The sequence below is a fragment of the Mongoliibacter sp. genome (genome assembly GCF_007692705.1).
Lineage (GTDB): Bacteria > Bacteroidota > Bacteroidia > Cytophagales > Cyclobacteriaceae > Mongoliibacter.
The window spans coordinates 42,137-61,821 of record NZ_REBN01000201.1; the positions used below are offsets into that span (position 1 = coordinate 42,137).

Sequence of the window (19,685 nt, forward strand, 5' to 3'; positions counted from 1 at the left end):
ATCACCCTATTCAATTTTCCAAATTGTAAACTTATAAACTGCCTTCAATGAAAGAGAGAGGTATTAACAGTACTTTTAAAAAAATCATTTACGAGTCCAGTGAGATGGTTTTTTTGGCGGATGATACTTATCCGTATAATATCTTTTACAGCAATCAGGCATTTGAAAATCTGATTGGGCAGTTTTTGGATGAAAAAAGCCTTGTTGGTTTAGGTTTGGACATCAACTCCTATATTTTTAATGAAGAGATGATTCTAAACTTTATGGGCGTAGAATATACATTTTTTCTAGAACTGCCTCAGGAAAATGCCTCCAATTACTTTTTATTTTATAAGGGAAAAGAAATGAGAGGGCAAGGGCTGCCTACCAAAAAGGATTCTCAGTATTTTTTTAGAAATACAGTAGACCTGATAGCGATTGGCCAGGAAACATACCTGACTTGGGTAAGTAATTCGATCAAACCGATGCTTGGCTATTCTCCTGAAGAAATAATTAATATTGAACTCTGCAGTTATTTTCACCCAGATGATATTGAGCACGTCAGATCACTTACTTTTGATATCAGGCAAGAAAGAAAAAACAGTCAGTTTACAGCTCGACTATTGACTAAAGGAGGAGATTACAGATGGTTTGAATTCCATGTCCATTTTATTGTAGGCAAGTTCTATGCAATGGGCAGAGATGTTACGGAATTCAAATCAGAACTTATACAAAGAGAAAATTTAAATGATTTTTATGCTTTATGTGAAGAAGTCACTGACCTTGGATTTTTTGAGATTTCTACCCAATCAAATACTGTTTCGCTAACAGATTCTCTCAAGCGACTTTTAGCGGTGCAAAATGAGGGAGAATTGACCTTGGAAGAAATGATCAAAATATTTCAAGACTCTGATAGACCAATATTAAAAGAGGCTCTTTCTGAAATGATGGCTACAGGAAAAGGGATAGAATTGATACTTGAGGTGCCTGTTGAAGGATCACGATCCAAATGGGTGAAGTTAATAGGCCAAACCAATCAAGAGCAAAATAGGCACACAAGGTTGTTTGGGACTATCCAAGACATTACAGCATCTTTTGAGGAACAAAACAAGCTTGATGTCTATCGTGAATTGTTTTATCTCAGCCCTGATCCTATGATTATTTCAGATCTTTCAGGTAAAATCATTTACTCCAATCAAGCTGCGAGGAGTAAGTTTGCTCCTGATGGTCAGATTACATTTCCCAATAAAATATCAGGATTTGAGCCCATCTTGGCAGATAAAGAAATATGGGATTCCCATGTTGAACAGCTGACTTCTTCCGGGAGTAAAGTTTACCAAAGTGCGGTGATCAATTCTTCAGGTAAAGAAATGGAAGCAGAGGTAAACGCTAAGTTTATACAGATTCAGGGGCAAACATTGGTGGTGTCTATTTTTAGGGATATTACAGGAAGAGAACTACCTATTCAAGCATCTTCTGATCCATCTGATTTCCTTCATCACCTTACAGAACATATTCCTGGAGCACTTTATCAATTTGTATTGGACAAAGAAGGAGAGATGAAGTTTTCCTACCTAAGTCCCGGTATAAAAAATCTATTGGACTTGGGTGAGACAGAATTCACAGAGTTTAATGATGTAGGCAAAGCAATTTCAAAAGTTCACCCGGAGGATATTGCCCAAGTACTTACTTCAACTGTAGCTTCAGCGAGGAAGCTTAGCCCTTGGACGTGTAAATTCAGAATTCAGGAACTTGGCACCACTGACTTCAAATGGGTGCAAGGCGCTGCAAAACCAGAATTACTCGAGAACGGGGATGTTGTTTGGTATGGATACCTCACTGATATCACAGACCAAAAAATGTTTGAAGACAGGCTGCATAATGCTAGAGAAGAAGCAATGAAAGCCAGCCAAGTAAAATCAGAGTTTCTCTCCATTATAAGTCATGAATTGCGCACTCCTTTAAATGCCATTTCAGGTTCTGTTTACTCCCTGCTTCAGGATGACCATACACCTGTTCAAAAGTCCGCTTTCAATACCATTAATTTTGCAGTAGAGAATCTAATCACCATGATCAATGATCTCTTGGATTTCCAAAAAATAGAAGCGGGAAAATTGACTTTGGAAAATAGTCCAATGAGCCTTGGTGCCGTCGTTAAAAGCGTGGTAGATGGGTTACAATTCCATGCTAAAGACAGTGGAAACCAACTTCAATTGAAGATTAAGGACGATTTGGATTTGGAAGTCAAAGGCGATAAAGTTAGGATTGCCCAGGTTTTGAATAATCTTATTTCAAACGCCTTGAAATTTACAAAGAATGGAAATGTTGATGTCCTTTTGGAGCTTAAGTCACAGTCTGATTCTAAAGTTAAAGTCTATTTCGAAGTACGGGATAACGGTATCGGAATAGCAGAAGAACATAAGGCTAGGATTTTCAATGAATTTGATCAGATTCAGCATTCTTTTAGCAAAAAATATGGAGGAACTGGATTAGGCTTGTCCATAACCAAGAAACTACTGGACTTGATGGAAAGTAAGATCGACTTGCAATCTGAGATTAATGTTGGCTCATCATTCTTCTTCGAAATAGAATTTGAAAAAGTATATATTCAGCAGAATGAAGTGCAAGTTAAGCCCACTACAGATATCCCCGTCAGTTCTAATGGTAAGTATACAAGCTCAGATTCTGATCAGTTAGTAAATAGAGATTCTAAACAAGGTAAAAAAGGCCCCGCATCCCTTTCAGAAGTTAGGTTGCTGATGGTAGAAGACAATGATGTAAATGCTTTGGTTTTAGGTAAGATCATCAAAAAGTGGGGTATTCAATACGAAAGGGTAAATAATGGCAAATTGGCAGTTGAGGCAATGCAGCAAGGTGAATTTGATTGTGTTCTGATGGATATACAAATGCCAGTAATGAATGGCTTTGAAGCAACGGAAAAGATAAAGGAGTTTTCTGCCGTTCCTATTTTGGCTCTATCGGCTGCAGACAAAGTGGAAGTTATGGACAAAATTGATCAAGTAGGATTTACCGGTTTTGTAGCAAAGCCGATAGATGCTTCTGAATTACTTAGGAAGATTAAAGAAGTGCTCAATATTATTTCTCAGAGTGCTTGAGCTTTATCTAAATAATCTTTTACCAACTCCATTTCGGGATCCTTCTGATAAACCTCTTCAAGGTACCGTAATGCCAATTCTGGTTGTGATTTCATAACATAGTATATGCCTTTATTCCGAAGAGCAAATAAATTTTTCGGGTTTTGCTTGAGGCTATAATTAATATCTTCAAGTCCAGCATCCAACTGTTCTGTGTAGAGTTTATACAGGCCTCTATTATTGTAATAATAGGCTTGTCTAGGGTTTAGAGATATGGCTTTGTCTACCCAATCCAAAGCTCCGGCGAAATCTCCTTCTTCAAATGAAATCATAGATCTCAGGTTGAAAATATTAGCCTCTGTGGGATTCAGTGTTTCAGCTTCTTTCAATATTTGGGTGGCTTCTTCATATTCCTTAGCATAGAACAATAGAGTTGCCTTGTTGACCAAGAGATCTGGATTGGAAGGATCCAAAGCCAACCCTTTTTCAAAAGCCCTCAATGCTTCTCCATAATTTTTGAACTGATCTAATACAATCCCATGGAGAAAATGACTTTGCCAGTTTTCCGGAAACTGATCTGTCAATTTCTCGGCATCTGCCAATGATTTGTAAAACTCTCCATTGTCCAAATAAGCTAAACCTCTCTGAAACAATGCAAGGCTGTCATTTGGAGTATTGCCAATAATATGGGAAAAGTCTTTGATAGCTTCATCCAGCCTGGAAAGACGTAGGTAAACTATCCCTCTATTGTACCTTGCATCTTTGTAATCGGGGTCTATCTTGAGTGCTTCGGTGTAAAAATCCAATGCAGATTTTGTATCATTTTCTTTCATTTTTTCATTTCCCTTAAGAAAAAACCTTCCTTTTTTATCTTCTGTATTATCACAGGATAAAATCATAAATAAGCTAAAGATTATTAATATAATGGAATGTATGGACGACTTCATGTTTTCTTTTTTTCTATTTCTTCTTCTTCTCCGAATAACAACGCAAAGGGCTTGGTTGATTCATCCAAGGTGAAAATTTCTCTAAGTAAAGCTAAAGTAGGAATGATGACAATCATACCTGCTATCCCCCAGATTGCTGATCCAACCATCAACCCTAAGAATGTGATAAAAGCATTTAGATTGACATTACTTCCTACAATTTTCGGTGTAAGGAAATTACTTTCTATTAACTGTATGATTTGAAAGGAGATGACAACCCCAATTGGGTACCAGAGGCTATCCTTTGTCAAAAATGCAAAAATTGTGGGTAGTATGGCCCCTAAGAATGGGCCGAGAAAAGGGATAATGTTTAATATTCCTGCAAAAACTCCGAAAAATACAGCGTGCTTGATGCCTAAACCAAACAAGATAGCCGTATTAACTACAGCAAGAATAGCCATTACTTTAAATACGCCAATGATGTACTTTTGGACAACCTTTTTCAATTCTTTGATTTCGGCTTTGACCTCCTTTGGATCGTGATTATGAAAAATCATGGCCACAAATTGAGTAAGATGCGATCTGAACAGCAAGAAAAAGAATATAAACACAGTCAAAAGTAAAAATGTGGTAAGTGAACCTAATGTGCTGAAAATTATGTCTGCAATACTGCCTGAGTTGGTTTCAAGCAGGTCAATAATAGACTCTTTGTCTATTCCTCTCCCCAAACCGGTTTCAATCTGTAGTTTATCTGAAATAAATGATTCGATATCCTCCAGATAATCATTGAGCTTGTCACCGACATTATCTAAATCTCTGGTAAAACTGGCTACCTGAAATCCTATAAATGTCAACAAACCTAGTATTCCTATGAGGCCGGTAAGTAAAGCAACAATGGAACTAGATGTTCTGGAGAATTTTTTTGTTTCAAGCCAATCACTTATCGGAGTCAGCAATGCAGAAATATACCCAGCGAGCAATAATGGAATTAGTAAATTTCTTCCAACAACCATTATAAATACAATCGCAATTATCAAAAAAAGTATTGCGAGAATTTTAAGATAATTTGGCAAAATGAGTTTTTTCTGGTCCATGTTTATAAAAGTTAGCCGATCTCTGAAAATTGAATTTATATATCAAACAGTAAGTTATAAGATTGAAAGCTAATTAATAAGCATTCAAAAAAAATTGTATGAAATAAATTCTATTTTTGAATCTTAAAGTAAAATTGTGGAAAAAGAAAAAGCACACTGGATTAAACTTTCATTTATCATCAGTATAGTGTTGCTGGGAGTGAAATTTTACTCTTATTACATTACCAATTCTACAGCTATTTTGACAGATGCATTGGAAAGCATAGTCAATGTTGTTGCGGCGGCGTTTGCCTCTTTCAGTATTTACTTAAGTTCCAGACCAAGGGATGATAACCACCCTTATGGGCATGGAAAAATTGAATTTTTCAGTGCAGGTGTGGAGGGAACATTAATCATCCTTGCAGGCGTCTTTATTATCTATCAGGCAGTTTACAATTTCTTTTTCCCAAATGATCTCGAAAATCTTTTTGAGGGAATTTTATTGGTCACATTTTCAGGTCTTGTCAATGGTGTTTTTGGGTTGTTATTGCAAAAGAAAGGGAAACAACTCAATAGTCTTACTCTAGAGGCGAGCGGGAAACATTTGCTTACTGATACCATGACGAGTTTATTGTTGGTCTTGGGTGTAGGGGTTATTTATCTAACAGATTATGAATTTTTGGATTCGGTAATTGCAGTACTTTTTTCATTTTATATTATTTATTCAGGATATGGTTTGGTAAGAAGATCCGTAGCAGGTTTGATGGATGAAGCGGATCCTGTTGCTGTTACTTCCACTGTGGATTTGATCAATATGAATAGAAGATCCAATTGGATAGATATTCATAATATGAGGGTACAACAATATGGGGGGGATAGGCATATAGACCTTCATTTGACATTGCCGTATTATTTAAGCTTGCAGGAAGTACATGATGAAGTTGAAAAGCTAGAATCTGTTTTGGAAAACCATTGGCCCGGAGTAATGGAAGTATTTGTCCACTCTGATCCCTGCATTCCTGATAAATGTTGTCACTATTGTCAAATCAAAGATTGTGGAGTACGAAAATATCCGATGAATAAAAAAATAGAGTGGACGGCAATAAATATGTCAAAAAATCAAAAACACTACCATGAACTGATTGAGTAAATTGTTCTTTGGGTATGTGTGTTTTTTCAAAATAATAACGACATGAATTGAATTCAAACAGAATAGTTTGTATATTCATCAAAAAAACAGCTATGAACGAGGACAAAAAATTCCGGATTTTACTGGCAGTATCGTCAGTAGTGTGGTTGATCCTTGTTGGGTTTCTCATTGTGATCTGACATGGGTCCCAAGCGAGTGCACATGTTGTTAACAACAGCTAATGCTTTTCAAATGGATTAAGGTTTTAAAAAGGGATATGTAAAAACATATCCTTTTTTCTTTTAACGGTCATTACAATTGATTATTCTATTTTTATTTAAGAATTGCTTATCTTATTTTTAAAGTATTAATAAATACAAATTATTTGGCAATGATTTACTAAAATCAGACATGGAAAAATCAAAGAAAAGAATGATAGTTGAGACAGTATATCCCGAACTTTGGTACTAAAAAGTAATGGCATCTAAAAAACAAAATCTAATTCTATGAAAAAATTAATTACGCTCATCTTGACTCTTGGAATATTTTTTCAAGGAAATGCTCAAGAGACCAATCACGAGTCCTTCATTGTCCGTCAACTGGACTCCAATACCGAAAAGTATAGTAAAATAGCAAGGGAAATTTGGGAAAATCCCGAACTCGGTTATCTGGAATATATTTCTTCTGAAATACTTATAGACGAACTTAAGTCTTCTGGATTTGATGTAGAAATAGGAGTAGCCGGTTTGCCTACTTCCTTTGTCGCGACATACGATAAAGGAGGCCCTGTAATAGGTTTTTTAGCTGAATATGATGCGTTACCTGGCTTGTCCCAAGATGCTGTGCCATTCAGAATGGAATTGGTAGAAGGAGGTAATGGTCATGGTTGCGGACACAACCTGTTTGGAACAGCTGTGGTAGCTTCAGGTGTGGCTTTGAAAGAGTGGATAGATGAAAATAATATTCAAGCAACCATCAAAATATTTGGTACTCCGGCTGAAGAAGGTGGTGCCGGGAAAGCTTTTATGGTAAGAGAAGGTCTTTTTGAGGGAGTTGATGCGGTGATTAATTGGCACCCTTCGGACAGAAATTCTGCCAATGCATCTACTTGTACTGCTGTAATGCAGGGGTATTTTAAGTTTCGAGGACAATCTGCGCATGCTGCGGGCTCTCCGGAGCGCGGAAGATCTGCTCTTGATGGGGTAGAAGCCATGAATATGATGGTGAACATGATGAGAGAACATGTGGATCAGGAAAGCCGCATACATTATGTCATTGTGAATGGTGGTATGGCCGCCAATGTAGTTCCTGACTATGCAGTGGTTGAATACATGGTAAGGCATCCTGATGTCAAAGAAGTAAAAGACATTTGGCAAAGGGTAATAAAAGCATCTGAGGGTGCTGCTATGGGTACCGGAACAGAAGTGGAAGTTGAATTGGTATCTGGTATTTATGGACTTCTTCCTAATGAAACTTTAGCCAAAACCATGCATAAAAATCTGTCTGCAGTAGGTGGAGTAGAGTATGATGAAGAAGAGATAGAGTTTGCAAGAAAAATTCAGGAAACCTTAAACTCTCCCAAGGTACCATCACTTTCAATCGCCAAAGAAATTCAACCTTACAGGTTAAATCATTTTCCAGCTTCCACAGACGTTGGAGATGTCAGTTATGTTACCCCGACGGTGGGTTTGGGTACTGCCACTTGGGTTCCTGGTACTGCGGCCCATACTTGGCAAGCCACCGCTGCAGATGGCATGAGTATAGGGTATAAAGGGATGATGGTGGCTGCCAAAACAATGGCGCTTACCGGAAAAGACCTTATCCTTAATCCACTATTGATCAAAGAAGCTAAAAAGGAGTTTGACGAAAGGTTGGACGGTTATGTTTATGAAGCATTAATAGGAGATATAGATCCTCCTTTGGATTTTAGAAAAGCTCAAAATAAAGTCAAGTAAGCAAGAAAAAAAGCCTCTGAAATCAATCAGAGGCTTTTTTTTAGGAAACAAGTCCTGCCCTTTTAAGCAAGGCTTCTGGTTGTGGTTCTCGACCCCTAAACCTTTTATACAGTATGGATGGGTGTTCAGTGCCTCCGGCAGCAAGTATATTTTCATGGAAGGACTTTGCCGTTTCTTTGTCAAAAACTCCTTTTTCCAAAAACAACTCAAATGCGTCTGCATCTAAAACTTCAGCCCATTTGTAGCTATAATAACCCGCAGCATACCCCCCCTGAAATATGTGGGAAAATGAAGTGCTCATCATAGTGCCCTCTACTTCAGGAAGCAGTTTGGTCTTACTCATTATTTCCATTTCAAATTCAGGTATATCTTTTATTTTTTCGGGATCTGTTCCATGAAAGGCCATGTCTAATAAACCTAAGCTGATCTGTCTTACAGTTTGATAACCTTGATGGAAATTAGAGGCTTGTTTGATCTTTAAAACCAAATCTTCCGGAATCTTTTCCCCTGTTTCATAATGTTTTGCAAAGAGGTCAAGGCATTCCTTTTCATAACACCAGTTTTCTAAAATCTGGGAAGGCAGTTCCACAAAATCCCAATATACGCTTGTCCCAGTCAGGGACTCGTAATTTCCTTTTGCCAGCATGCCGTGAAGGGCGTGTCCAAATTCATGAAAAAGTGTTGTAACTTCATTAAATGTCAGAAGTGATGGCTTGGTCTTGGTTGGCTTGGTGAAGTTACATACTATAGAGACATGAGGTCGGATTTCATTTCCATTGACGGTCTTCTGACCACGATAGCTTGTCATCCAAGCACCGGTTCTCTTTCCGGGCCTAGGAAAAAAATCCGCATAGAATACCGCAACATGGTTGTTATTTGCATCCAATACTTCATATGTGGTTACATCAGGGTGGTATTTTGGTATTTTATTGTTTTGCTTTAACTTGATTCCAAATAATATCTCTGCTGTTTGAAACACACCATTCACCACATTTTCCAATTTGAAATAAGGACGCAATAATTCATCATCTATTGCATATTTCTTCTTTTTGAGTTTTTCAGCATAAAATGCCAAATCCCACTTTTCCAGTTTTTCCAATCCGTCTAACTCAAATGCGAAAGCAGTCAATTCCCGAATTTCTTCTTGAGCCTTGGGTTTTGCTTTTTCAAGTAATTCCTCTAAAAAAACCATCACTTTTGATGCACTCTTGGCCATTCTTTCTTCAAGAACAAAGTCAGCATGACTTTTATATCCAAGGAGATTGGCCCTTTCGTTTTTGAGCCTCAACATTTCTTGGATATTATTTTTATTATCTAAGTTATCCCCTTTACAGGCTTTAGTATTGTAGGCAATAAAAAGCTCCTTTCGCAGTTCCCGGTCCTTGATGTAAGTCATAAATGGAATGTAGCTTGGGAACGCCAAAGTAAACATCCATTTTCCACCCTTGCCTTTTTCTTCTGCTGTCTGTGCAGCCGCTTCCCGAATATCCTCAGGAAGACCGTCAATTTTAGATTCATCAGCTATCAAAAGCTCATACTTGTTTGTTTCTGCCAAGACATTTTCTCCAAATGTCAGGCTCAGTTTTGATAAACTTCTATCGATTTCCCGCAACTTAGTTTTTTGTTCGTCGCTAAGGTTAGCACCATTTCTGATAAAGGTCTTGTAAGTTTTTTCCAGGAGTGTCATTTGCTCCGGGCTTAAATTCAAGTCCTCCTTTTGCACATATACCTGTTCAATGGAATTGAAAAGCTCTTGGTCCAACAGAATATCATTTCCATAAGCTGTAAGCAAAGGGGAAATTTCTTGAGCCAATTGTTGGATTTCAGCATTGGTTTCCGCACTGTTGAGATTGAAAAAGACAGAGGAGACTACATTCAGCCTTTCTCCTGCATTATCCAATGCAACAATGGTGTTTTCGAAAGTAGGTAAACCAACCTTTTTTATTTGAGCTATATCTTTTTTGGCTGCTTTGATGCATTCCTGAATGGCAGGAAGAAAGTGTTCGTTTTTGATTTTATCAAAAGGAGGGGTATCAAAGGGAGTTGAAAATTTCTCTAATAATGGATTCATTTATTATAATTTTAATGACTGTCTCAAAGTTATGATGACAAATTTAAGGAACTTATACTCTATTTGAAGTTTGGGAAAGTGTAGATCATATTTCTTTATCAGGAATTAATTAATCGTGTAAACCCAGTTTTCTAAGTGAATACAAAATATGAACACTATTAAGGGCTTAATAGGTCAGATTATCAAAAGGATTTATGAAAATTCATTTCTCTCCTGGATATTTAATTTCTGTAAACCATGATATAAAAAAGTAGCCACAGTAAAAATACCACCAAATAACTTCCAATAATTACAAATGTAGATGCTTTTATAGGTCTGTTGCTAATGGTATGGAAGCCCAGTATCAAAAGAATTATATAGAGAAATTCAAACAGATTCAGGGCTTGGAGGGGGTATCTGTATTTGTCAGCAATTGCATCTTGATCAAAAAGCTGGTATAAAGATAATGGGTAAAAATTTTTGATTTCGAGATAGGAAGTATTTTCGGAAGGACTGATAAAAATAAGCATCCTAATGATTTCAGGAAAAAGGAAAACCAATTCGGCCACCATAACATATTTCCAAAGCACTTTGAAAGATACCTTATATCCAAAAGTAAAAGCACCTGTCCAGATCACAAATGCGGTCAACGTAAATTTCCAGAGTAGGGAAAACGGAGTCCAAATGTAGTTTAGAGTATTGAAAATATGCATATAGGAGAAGGCACCGTCTGCCTCTAGCTCTTCGTATCCTGGAATTGATTTGATAATGATATCGTTAGTAATAATCCTTACTGTCAAAAATAATATTACAAGAATCAAAAAAAACACCCGTTTGTCGAAATCTAAAAAGGATTCTATTCGTTGAGAAGTTGGGCTTTGCGATTTTGGCATGTTTCTAAATAAATATTGGTAAATCTAAATTATTGTTTGGAATTGGCTATAGTTTTGCCCGATAATTGAAATTTATATGTTGAGAACCTTATTCTTACTTATCCATTTAATGGTAGGATCCAGCTTACTTGCAAAAGCGCAGGAGCCTCCTCTGGATGATATTACAGCAGAGGCTAACCCCTATCTATTATTGGACAAAGGGCTACAGTTTAGGATAACGGAAAATGTGAATGCACTCTACAACTTTGATTTTGAAAAGGCGGAAAGAGGTTTTAGAGTCATACAATATCAATACCCAGATCATCCACTTCCCTATTTTTTGAATGGATTGAGTACCTGGTGGAAAATTGCACCCGATATTGAAAATAAAAAATTCGATAATCGCTTTTTGAATCAGATGGATATTGTTATTGACAAGGCTAAGAAGGTGCTGGACGATGATCCTGAAAATAAAGAGGCGGCATTTTTCTTGGCAGGAGCATATGGTTTTCAGGGAAGGTTACTGAGTGAGAGGAAGAGCTGGACCAAAGCTACTTTTGCGGGTAAAAATGCTTTAAAATACCTAAACCTCAGTAGAGGTGAAGAAGAGTTGAATCCAGAGCTTTTATTGGGAGATGCGCTGTTTAATTACTTTTCTGTGTGGATTCCCGAAAATTATCCAATCTTAAAACCCGTGGTTGCACTTTTCCCGAAGGGTGATAAAACACTTGGGCTTCAACAACTCGAAGATGTTGCACAGAATGCATTCTATGCAAGGGTCGAAGCGCAGTATTTCCTGTTCAGACTATATGGTGCAGAGGAAAAACAGCCTTACAAAGCTTTAGCGATCACAGAGTATTTAAATGATAAATATCCTAATAACCCTTATTTCCATAGGTCTTATGCAAGACAACTTTATACAGTTGGCAGGGTGGTAGAAGCCAAGGAAGTCTCTGAGGCAATCTTAAAGAGAATCGACGAAAAGTGGACAGGATATGAATCTAACAGTGGGAGGTACGCGGCATTTTATATTGCACAATTTCATGAGCGGATCAACAATAAGGAGGAAGCAAAGAAATATTATTTAAAGACTTTATCTTATGGTGAAGAGTCCGAAAGTCAAGAAAGTGGCTACTATTTATATTCTCTAATAGCTTTGGGGAAAATGGCAAATGAAGATAAAGACAAGAAAGCAGCTAAGGCTTATTTCAACAAAGTAAAGAAATATGCGAAGAGAAAACACCCTGCGCACAAAGAGGCTAGAGATTATATCAAAAAGAATAAACTTTAATCTAATTATTCCGTAGGCTTCTTATAAAATCAGGAGATAATTTGAATATATTCAATTACTTGGAAATATTTCTCTGTTAAATTAAGTAAAATCGACTTATCAAATAACAATATTTCGAAATCTCCTCCGTTTTTTGTGAGTAATTGTTTTAAAACAATTTTAAAAAATATTAACTTTGCACAACATAAAATTTTGTAAATAATACAATCATGGATAATAGCATAAGAGTGAAATTCGACAAAATAGACCGCAAGATTCTAGAAATCTTACAAGCCAACGCAAAAATCACTAATGCCCAGCTTTCCAAGGATATTGGACTTTCTCCGGCACCGACTCTAGAAAGAGTAAAAAAATTGGAGCAGTCTGGGATTATCAAAAGCTACCATGCTAAATTAGATCCGGAAAGAATTGGCCTAGGAGTAAGTACTTTTGTTTTGGTAAGCCTAGTAGGCCACAACAAAGGAAATATTGATGCCTTTATGAAAGAGATCAATCAGATTCCTGAAGTAATCGAGTGTCACCACATCACAGGTACAGGGGATTTTATCCTGAAGATCATCGCTAAAGACATAACTGCATACCAAAAATTAATGCTTGAAAAGGTATCCGAAATCAAAGAGGTAGACTCTATGCAATCAATGGTTATTCTTTCTACTTTTAAGGATAGTAAGGTATTACCCATCCCAGCTTAATCTAGAAAATTTTAAATTGAGGGTGGCTAGTCAGCTACCCTTTTTTTATGCTCATAATTATGGAAAACCCCTGGAAAACTAAATCCACTCAAGTAAAATATCAGAATTCCTGGATTGAAGTAACTGAACATCAGGTAGTAAATCCAAGTGGAAGTGATAGTATTTATGGTAAAGTTCATTTTAAAAACAAGGCCCTAGGGATTATTCCTGTTGATAAAGAAGGTAATACATGGTTGGTAGGTCAGCATCGATATCCTTTAAATGAATATTCTTGGGAGATACCTATGGGTGGAGGACCTTTGGAATTGGATATTCTGGAGTCAGCCAAAAGGGAGTTAAAGGAAGAAACGGGGATATCTGCCACAAAATGGACAAATATCATGAGGTTGCATACTTCGAACTCAGTGACAGATGAAGAGGCTTTCGTATACCTAGCTGAAGACCTTACTTTTGGGGAAACTGAATTTGAAGAGACAGAAGAATTACAAATCATTAAAATCCCCTTGAAAGAGGCAGTTCGTAAAGTGATGGAAGGTGAAATCACAGATGCCATATCGGTTGCCGGACTCTTGAAAGTAGCAATGATAAAAAAACTCTGATAATTTTGTTACGCTAGTATTGAGAGAGAAGATGATACTTAATTTTAAAGACAATTTTTCAAGGACTTTTTATCTGGCCTATCCAGTGATGTTGAGTCAATTGGGTCAGGTCCTGGTTGGCGTTGCAGATAGTATGATGGTAGGAAGGTTGGGTGCAGAACCTTTGGCAGCCGCTTCACTAGCCAATAGCATATTTTTTGTTGTATTGATGTTTGGGATTGGCGTATCTATGGCCATTACCCCTTTGGTGGCGATGGCTGATGGAAATGATAACCCTAAGAAGATTTCGAGGATTTTCAACCACGGTTTTGTGATCAATATGCTGACTGGTTTCATGCTTTTTTTGATCATTGTTTTTTTCTCTCCCATGCTTAATTTTCTCAATCAGCCGAAGGAGGTTGTAGTGCTTGCTATTCCTTATCTAGCGATCATAACATTGTCTTTATTGCCATTTATGTTTTTTCAGACCTTCAAACAGTTTGCTGAAGGCTTATCTCAAACCAAACAGGCAATGTATATCACCTTGCTATGTAATGCTTTGAACGTATTTCTAAACTGGATTTTTATATATGGCAAACTTGGGATACCTGCTATGGGACTCAACGGTGCAGGTTGGGCAACCTTGATTTCCCGGGTTATTATGGGTATGGCAATTGCCTATTATGTATGGAAATCCAAACGTTATAAACCATTTGAGTTGAGTTTTGGATTCAAGAACCTCAATTTTCCTATGGTTTCTAAGTTGCTGAAGATTGGTGTTCCTACAGGCTTTCAGTTTATTTTTGAGGTAGGGGCATTTAGTTCTGCAGCCATAATGATGGGTTGGATCGGGGTTAATGCCTTGGCCGCTCATCAGATTGCAATAAACCTCGCCTCCATTAGTTATATGATGGCTTCAGGCTTATCTGCTGCTGCCATGGTCAGGGTAGGCAATCAACTTGGACGAAAAGATATCATCAGCCTTCGGGAGGCCGGTTTTACTGTCTTTGCCATGGTTACGATGTTTATGAGTATTTCGGCTATCATTTTTATTGCTTTTAGAGAGTTCTTGCCATCATTGTACATAGATGATATGGAAGTGATTAAAATGAGTGCTACCCTGCTTATTATTGCAGGATTATTTCAATTATCAGACGGTATTCAAGTTGTGGGTTTGGGCGCGCTCAGAGGAATGTCTGATGTTAAAATTCCTACTATTGTTACTCTGGTAGCTTATTGGGTTATCGGCTTACCATTAGGTTATCTATTTGCTTTTTCATGGGGTATGGAAGAGGTAGGGATTTGGATCGGTCTTTTGACGGGATTGACCCTGACAGGTATACTCCTGTTGTATAGGTTCCATTATTTGAGCAATAAATTATTAAAAGCCCAACAAAGTAGCTTCAGTCCTGTAACTTGACTTTTTAATTCTGCCAATCTTTCCTATTTTCCGAAGAATTTATGGAAAAAGAGAAAGCCAAACCTGTGGGATTTTCCCGAACCACCATCACTGAGCTGATGATCCCATCTTATGCTAATTTTGGGGGCAAAATACATGGAGGGATACTTCTGTCTTTAATGGATAAAGTAGCTTTTGCTGCTGCAAGCAAGCATAGTGGTGCCTATTGCGTCACCGTTTCCGTGGATACAGTGGATTTTTTACAGCCCGTTGCGGTAGGGGATTTAGTTTCTCTCAAAGCTTCGGTTAATCACGTCGGGAATAGCTCTATGGTGATTGGAATAAAAGTCATAGCTGAGGATGTCAAGTCAGGGAGTGTTAAACATACCAATACATGCTATTTCACTATGGTAGCTAAAGGTGATGACGATAAACCCACTCAAGTTCCTAAGCTAATACTGGAAAGCAAAACAGATGTAAGAAGGTTTGTACAGGCTATTTTTAGAAAAAAACTCAAAAAAGACCATACTGAAAAAATGGAAACCATGAAGAAAGGTTGGGATAAGGAGGAAATGTCAAGACTTCTTGAAAACGAAAGATGTATTATTGAATAATAAACTAAACTGTAAATGAAAAAAATAACATTGATTACCTTATGTCTCTTCTGTTTAGCAGAACTGGCTTTTGCTCAAAAACACAATGTATTGACCCAGAGACAACAGGCGACAGTCGTGGACCAGTGGCTGAACGAAAGGATTGAAACCCTACTTCCCGAGTTGATGGATAGGGCAGAACTGGATATGTGGGTATTGATCTCGAGGGAATACAACGAGGATCCTGTGATTCGGACTTTCTTGCCGGGAACTTGGCATGCTGCAAGAAGGAGAACCATGTTGGTTATTTATAAAGCTCCTGGTTCCAACAAGGTGGAAACTTATGCAGTAGCCCGATATGATGTTGGAGAAGCTTTTAAAAAAGCATGGGACCCTGAAGCTCAACCTGACCAATGGAAAGCACTGAAAGACCTGATTGTGGAGAAAAATCCGTCAAAAATAGGCTTGAATATTTCTGATAATTATGGACATGCTGATGGCTTGAACTTAACAGAATACAACAACTTGATGAAAGTGCTACCTGATGATTTTCATGATAAAATCACATCTGCGGAGAAATTATCAGTGGGGTGGCTGGAGACTAGAACACCTTCGGAAATGGCGACCTACCGACATATTCAATCTTTAGCAAACAGCATCATACAAGAAGGGCTTTCCGAATCAGTGATCACTCCAGGTGTCACTACTACAGCAGACGTGCAGTGGTGGTACAGAGAAAGGATAAAGGAACTGAAATTGGATACTTGGTTTCATCCTACGGTGGATATCCAAAGAGCAGATGAGAGTTCTAAGGAGCATCTTAGGTCATTCGCAGTGAATGCAGATAGCGAAGTGATCATGCCGGGGGATTTGTTACATATTGATTTTGGCATTACCTACCTCCGCCTCAATACAGATACCCAACAGTTGGCTTATGTACTTAAACCTGGAGAAAATGAAGTTCCCAAATATTTGGTAGATGCTTTTAAAGTTGGAAACAGGTTGCAGGATATACTTACCTCTCAGTTTAAAACAGGACGTACAGGTAACGAAATTCTTAGAGAGACGAGAAAAATCATGGATCAAGAAGGAATAAAAGGAAGTATTTACTCACATCCTCTTGGCACTCATGGCCACGCTTCTGGACCAACTATAGGTATGTGGGATAATCAGGGTGATACGCCTGGGGCCGGGGATTACCCTTTGTACCCCAATACCGCATATGCCATAGAATTAAATGCTGTAGTTTTTGTGGAAGAATGGAACAAAGACGTAAGAGTAATGCTTGAAGAAGGTGCTTTCTACGATGGAGAGAAAGTGATATACTTCAATGGTCGGCAAAGTGAAATCATGCCAATTCCAAGAAATCAATTTTACTTGAAAAATTAAATTCATTTGATAAAGGCATCCAAATCGGATGCCTCTTTTTTTGAAGTATCCTCCCTCACTTGTAGAAAAATACCACTCACAATCAAATAGTGGCCGAAGGCAAATGAAAGGATAATTAATATGTGAATAAATTGATTGGTCAATTCCAGGTCTAATCCTGCTAAGATATCACTGAGATAAAAAAGTATAAGTCCATAAAGAACTGTAAAATAGCTTTTTCGAGAGACATAAAACCTCCTATCCAGCGCTAAAACCATACTGAAGCATGCAATTATACCATATATGATGCCTAAGAGGAAAAATTCTTCCATTTCTGGCGTGACAATCCATACCAATGCTCCGATTATTAAAATAGCGGCAATTTCCGGCCATCTTTTAATTTTGTCACTAGAGACTTCTTTTTTATTGTATTTATGAGATGTCATAAACATATAAGCATACCCAACCTGCGCTACCAGAAAACTACTGAGGCTAATCATCTTAAAGAAATTTTCGTCTTCAATTATTATTAGAACATCTCCTAAAAAAGAGAAAAACGTAGCTACAAGTAAAATTGGAATCAATTTATGATTTGACCGCTGAAAACATTTAAAAATCAATACCATCAAAGTGGGAAGTATAAAAAACTTAGATGCAAAGAAGAGACCCTGTTGATCAAGTAACAAAAAAGTAATACTACTTAGTATAAATAAAAAGTAGATTTTGACCAAATATTCTTTCCAACTCAACATGGCTTTACAAAATGTAGATGACTAAAATAATCTGAAAGATTGGAAATTAAAATGTTGATTTTCAGTAAAGTTTCAGTTGGACTTTAGGGAAATAATAATTTTCGCAATTTTTTTTTCTTATTTAATTAGTAGGTTTTGTTTTATGATTATTTCAATACGTGATGGCACCGCCATTCATATAAAAAACTAAAAGCTATACCGCTCAATAAAAAATGCAGTTTTTCTTGTTCCTTCTTCATCTTTCAACCTTCCCTTTCCAGATACTAATAATTTCCCATTTTGATCGAAATGAACTTTTATACTGCTCAACTCAACAGTTTTCTGATCATGATCAAAAGGAATTTTTTTATTTAGGTATTTTGTTTTTTCATTTTCAAAATAAGAACAAAGAATATCTTTTCCGTCAAAATAGGCATAAATGACTTTATCCTGATCTTGAGAAAGTGCTCCTGAAGCGGTAGGTAAAAATTGCATCGTGGCTGATAAAGGAATTCGGTGGTAATGAATGATCTCCTACATCTCGTTTAAATGTATTAAATGGGCAGCATAGGCTATATACTCGCAACTGAGTCGGTATGGCCTTGTCCTATCTTTATATGCACCCGGAACTAGGGGCAATTCTCTCGAGAATCTATTGCCAGGAAAATATTTATTCTTTTTCGTAAAACTTTCAATAAAACTTCTTTGATAATCGGATTCGCTTTTGAGTTGAGAGCCAAACTGCTCGAAATGATGCCAAACACCGTTCTCTGAAGTTTCCAGACCCCAAAGTTCCAGGGTCTCCTTCAAATATGGAATTCTTCCTGTTTTTATCCTTCTGTCCATCCTCTTTTTCTTACCAAAGGGAATGGTACTGTCATGTTCATCAAAAAATCCAGGCAAATCATTCAAATAGCTTCTCCAAAGTGAGAATTCTTCAAACTCATTGATAAATATATTAATCAGACCAGAACTATGGTAATTGTTACGGGGTCCAAAAACACCTGAGTAAACCTTATCTCCTTTAAAATCAGTAGCTAATAGGGTTCTGTAATTGGTTCGTTTATCCTCAAGTAGGTCAAAGGTACCTTTTTCAATGATTTCACCTTTTGGTGATACCGTAACCATATGTAACAAGTCATTTTGCTGTGCATCTTTCTTTCGTGCCAATACAATAAGACTTTTTGCATCATTCTGCTTATTGGCTGATAGCACCTCGAAAGAATTGTCAAATAGTAATTTTCGATTAATGTTTTCCGGTTGAAGGTGGTCTACAGATTGTAGCATCAATCCAGCTGCATTGCGCCCAAGCACTAGGCTATTCATTCCGAAAGAATGAAAATCGGTAACTTCAGACAGTTCTGAGCTTCTAAAAGGTATTACACTTAATTGTCCTGACTCTGAATTGATGGATATTATAGTCAGCTCATCTATGGTAGATTGGATGACCTTTAAAGAATAATGACTTAACAAGACAAGTTCTGGCCCGGAAATATCTGCCCATTGAAATTCCTGATGGTCCGGCATGGGAAAAGTGATTTGGGTTTCAGGCTGAAGTTCTTCATTTAAGATGAAAAATTCACCCTCTCTATTGTTGCTGATAATCTTTTTCCTTGTACTTCGAATTCCTACGATTTTTTGGCCAACCTCATATACGCTGTAATTTTCTCCAGACCGATCTATATCAGTAGTAAACCTGGTTTCAAAATCTTGGCAAATTCCAAAAAGGGGTATGATAAAAATGGCTAAAAAGATTTCAACACTTTTCATATTTATTTTATAGATGCAGATATTATATTTTTCCTATAAATTACGTTGCATTTTGGGTAACTGTTCGAAGAAAACATTTTACATTCAAGTAATCAGTTATTCAAACCCAAATTTTTGGGTTAGTTTCGGTAATACCTTTTATATAAATATGGCTTTTTTGAAATGTATCCAGGTATTTTCTTTT

General features: G+C 37.2%; 16 protein-coding genes. 9 read left to right on the forward strand and 7 right to left on the reverse strand.

All coding sequences use genetic code 11. The features are described 5' to 3' along the window. Positions 1-47 precede the first annotated feature (47 nt). The gene (locus EA341_RS14005; RefSeq protein ID WP_293015658.1) at positions 48-3,095 is read left to right on the forward strand and encodes an ATP-binding protein; all 3,048 of its coding nucleotides are present in this window, start codon (positions 48-50) and stop codon (positions 3,093-3,095) included. Here the strand turns inward: EA341_RS14005 and EA341_RS14010 are convergent. Continuing rightward, positions 3,083-3,973, reverse strand: a complete 891-nt coding sequence (locus tag EA341_RS14010; RefSeq protein WP_293015659.1) for a tetratricopeptide repeat protein — start codon at positions 3,971-3,973, stop codon at positions 3,083-3,085. The two genes, EA341_RS14005 and EA341_RS14010, sit on opposite strands and share 13 nt — an antisense overlap. A gap of 44 nt (positions 3,974-4,017) precedes the next feature. Next, entirely contained in the window at positions 4,018-5,094 is a 1,077-nt protein-coding gene (locus EA341_RS14015) for an AI-2E family transporter (RefSeq protein WP_293015661.1), read from the reverse strand. A 136-nt stretch (positions 5,095-5,230) separates the two neighbouring features. On the opposite strand from EA341_RS14015, the gene EA341_RS14020 reads away from it, so the two are divergent. Beyond that, positions 5,231-6,223 carry a cation diffusion facilitator family transporter gene (locus EA341_RS14020; protein ID WP_293015663.1) on the forward strand — a complete coding sequence of 331 codons (993 nt, stop codon included), beginning with the start codon at positions 5,231-5,233 and terminating at the stop codon, positions 6,221-6,223. A gap of 485 nt (positions 6,224-6,708) precedes the next feature. Further along, positions 6,709-8,157 carry an amidohydrolase gene (locus EA341_RS14025; protein WP_293015665.1) on the forward strand — a complete coding sequence of 483 codons (1,449 nt, stop codon included), beginning with the start codon at positions 6,709-6,711 and terminating at the stop codon, positions 8,155-8,157. A gap of 40 nt (positions 8,158-8,197) precedes the next feature. On the opposite strand, the gene EA341_RS14030 is transcribed toward EA341_RS14025, so the two are convergent. After that, complete coding sequence (locus tag EA341_RS14030) at positions 8,198-10,228, reverse strand: M3 family metallopeptidase (protein WP_293015667.1); 2,031 nt, start codon at positions 10,226-10,228, stop codon at positions 8,198-8,200. Positions 10,229-10,449: 221 nt separating this feature from the next. Then, on the reverse strand, positions 10,450-11,100 hold the full coding sequence (locus EA341_RS14035) for a sulfate ABC transporter permease (RefSeq protein WP_293015669.1): 651 nt from the start codon (positions 11,098-11,100) through the stop codon (positions 10,450-10,452). Between the two features lie 76 nt (positions 11,101-11,176). Here EA341_RS14035 and EA341_RS14040 point away from each other — a divergent pair, with 76 nt between their 5' ends. From EA341_RS14040 to EA341_RS14065, 6 genes are all read left to right on the forward strand, one after another. Further along, positions 11,177-12,370, forward strand: a complete 1,194-nt coding sequence (locus EA341_RS14040) for a tol-pal system protein YbgF (protein ID WP_293015671.1) — start codon at positions 11,177-11,179, stop codon at positions 12,368-12,370. A gap of 209 nt (positions 12,371-12,579) precedes the next feature. Further along, complete coding sequence (locus EA341_RS14045; protein WP_293015672.1) at positions 12,580-13,062, forward strand: Lrp/AsnC family transcriptional regulator; 483 nt, start codon at positions 12,580-12,582, stop codon at positions 13,060-13,062. 59 nt (positions 13,063-13,121) lie between these two features. Beyond that, entirely contained in the window at positions 13,122-13,661 is a 540-nt protein-coding gene (locus EA341_RS14050) for an NUDIX hydrolase (RefSeq protein WP_293015673.1), read from the forward strand. Between the two features lie 31 nt (positions 13,662-13,692). Next, on the forward strand, positions 13,693-15,060 hold the full coding sequence (locus tag EA341_RS14055; protein WP_293015675.1) for an MATE family efflux transporter: 1,368 nt from the start codon (positions 13,693-13,695) through the stop codon (positions 15,058-15,060). Between the two features lie 41 nt (positions 15,061-15,101). Continuing rightward, positions 15,102-15,653 carry an acyl-CoA thioesterase gene (locus tag EA341_RS14060; protein ID WP_293015677.1) on the forward strand — a complete coding sequence of 184 codons (552 nt, stop codon included), beginning with the start codon at positions 15,102-15,104 and terminating at the stop codon, positions 15,651-15,653. Positions 15,654-15,668: 15 nt separating this feature from the next. Then, positions 15,669-17,021 (forward strand): M24 family metallopeptidase, encoded by a 1,353-nt coding sequence (locus EA341_RS14065; RefSeq protein WP_293015678.1) that lies wholly within the window; start codon positions 15,669-15,671, stop codon positions 17,019-17,021. Between the two features lie 2 nt (positions 17,022-17,023). On the opposite strand, the gene EA341_RS14070 is transcribed toward EA341_RS14065, so the two are convergent. The 3 genes from EA341_RS14070 to EA341_RS14080 form a co-directional block, all read right to left on the reverse strand. Continuing rightward, positions 17,024-17,752, reverse strand: coding sequence for a lysoplasmalogenase family protein (locus EA341_RS14070; RefSeq protein WP_293015679.1), 729 nt, complete (start codon positions 17,750-17,752; stop codon positions 17,024-17,026). A gap of 186 nt (positions 17,753-17,938) precedes the next feature. After that, positions 17,939-18,226 (reverse strand): hypothetical protein, encoded by a 288-nt coding sequence (locus EA341_RS14075; protein ID WP_293015680.1) that lies wholly within the window; start codon positions 18,224-18,226, stop codon positions 17,939-17,941. Positions 18,227-18,265: 39 nt separating this feature from the next. After that, positions 18,266-19,501 (reverse strand): hypothetical protein, encoded by a 1,236-nt coding sequence (locus EA341_RS14080; protein ID WP_293015682.1) that lies wholly within the window; start codon positions 19,499-19,501, stop codon positions 18,266-18,268. Between the last annotated feature and the right edge of the window lie 184 nt (positions 19,502-19,685).

What these genes read in the sequence shown, in the direction of transcription:
- EA341_RS14005 (WP_293015658.1), top strand. Translation starts at nt 48, where the DNA reads ATGAAAGAGAGAGGTATTAACAGTACTTTTAAAAAAATCATTTACGAG.
- EA341_RS14040 (WP_293015671.1), top strand. Translation starts at nt 11,177, where the DNA reads ATGTTGAGAACCTTATTCTTACTTATCCATTTAATGGTAGGATCCAGC.
- EA341_RS14070 (WP_293015679.1), bottom strand. Translation starts at nt 17,752, where the DNA reads ATGTTGAGTTGGAAAGAATATTTGGTCAAAATCTACTTTTTATTTATA.
- EA341_RS14010 (WP_293015659.1), bottom strand. Translation starts at nt 3,973, where the DNA reads ATGATTTTATCCTGTGATAATACAGAAGATAAAAAAGGAAGGTTTTTT.
- EA341_RS14075 (WP_293015680.1), bottom strand. Translation starts at nt 18,226, where the DNA reads ATGCAATTTTTACCTACCGCTTCAGGAGCACTTTCTCAAGATCAGGAT.
- EA341_RS14035 (WP_293015669.1), bottom strand. Translation starts at nt 11,100, where the DNA reads ATGCCAAAATCGCAAAGCCCAACTTCTCAACGAATAGAATCCTTTTTA.
- EA341_RS14055 (WP_293015675.1), top strand. Translation starts at nt 13,693, where the DNA reads ATGATACTTAATTTTAAAGACAATTTTTCAAGGACTTTTTATCTGGCC.
- EA341_RS14080 (WP_293015682.1), bottom strand. Translation starts at nt 19,501, where the DNA reads ATGAAAAGTGTTGAAATCTTTTTAGCCATTTTTATCATACCCCTTTTT.
- EA341_RS14060 (WP_293015677.1), top strand. Translation starts at nt 15,102, where the DNA reads ATGGAAAAAGAGAAAGCCAAACCTGTGGGATTTTCCCGAACCACCATC.
- EA341_RS14050 (WP_293015673.1), top strand. Translation starts at nt 13,122, where the DNA reads ATGGAAAACCCCTGGAAAACTAAATCCACTCAAGTAAAATATCAGAAT.
- EA341_RS14065 (WP_293015678.1), top strand. Translation starts at nt 15,669, where the DNA reads ATGAAAAAAATAACATTGATTACCTTATGTCTCTTCTGTTTAGCAGAA.
- EA341_RS14030 (WP_293015667.1), bottom strand. Translation starts at nt 10,228, where the DNA reads ATGAATCCATTATTAGAGAAATTTTCAACTCCCTTTGATACCCCTCCT.
- EA341_RS14045 (WP_293015672.1), top strand. Translation starts at nt 12,580, where the DNA reads ATGGATAATAGCATAAGAGTGAAATTCGACAAAATAGACCGCAAGATT.
- EA341_RS14015 (WP_293015661.1), bottom strand. Translation starts at nt 5,094, where the DNA reads ATGGACCAGAAAAAACTCATTTTGCCAAATTATCTTAAAATTCTCGCA.
- EA341_RS14025 (WP_293015665.1), top strand. Translation starts at nt 6,709, where the DNA reads ATGAAAAAATTAATTACGCTCATCTTGACTCTTGGAATATTTTTTCAA.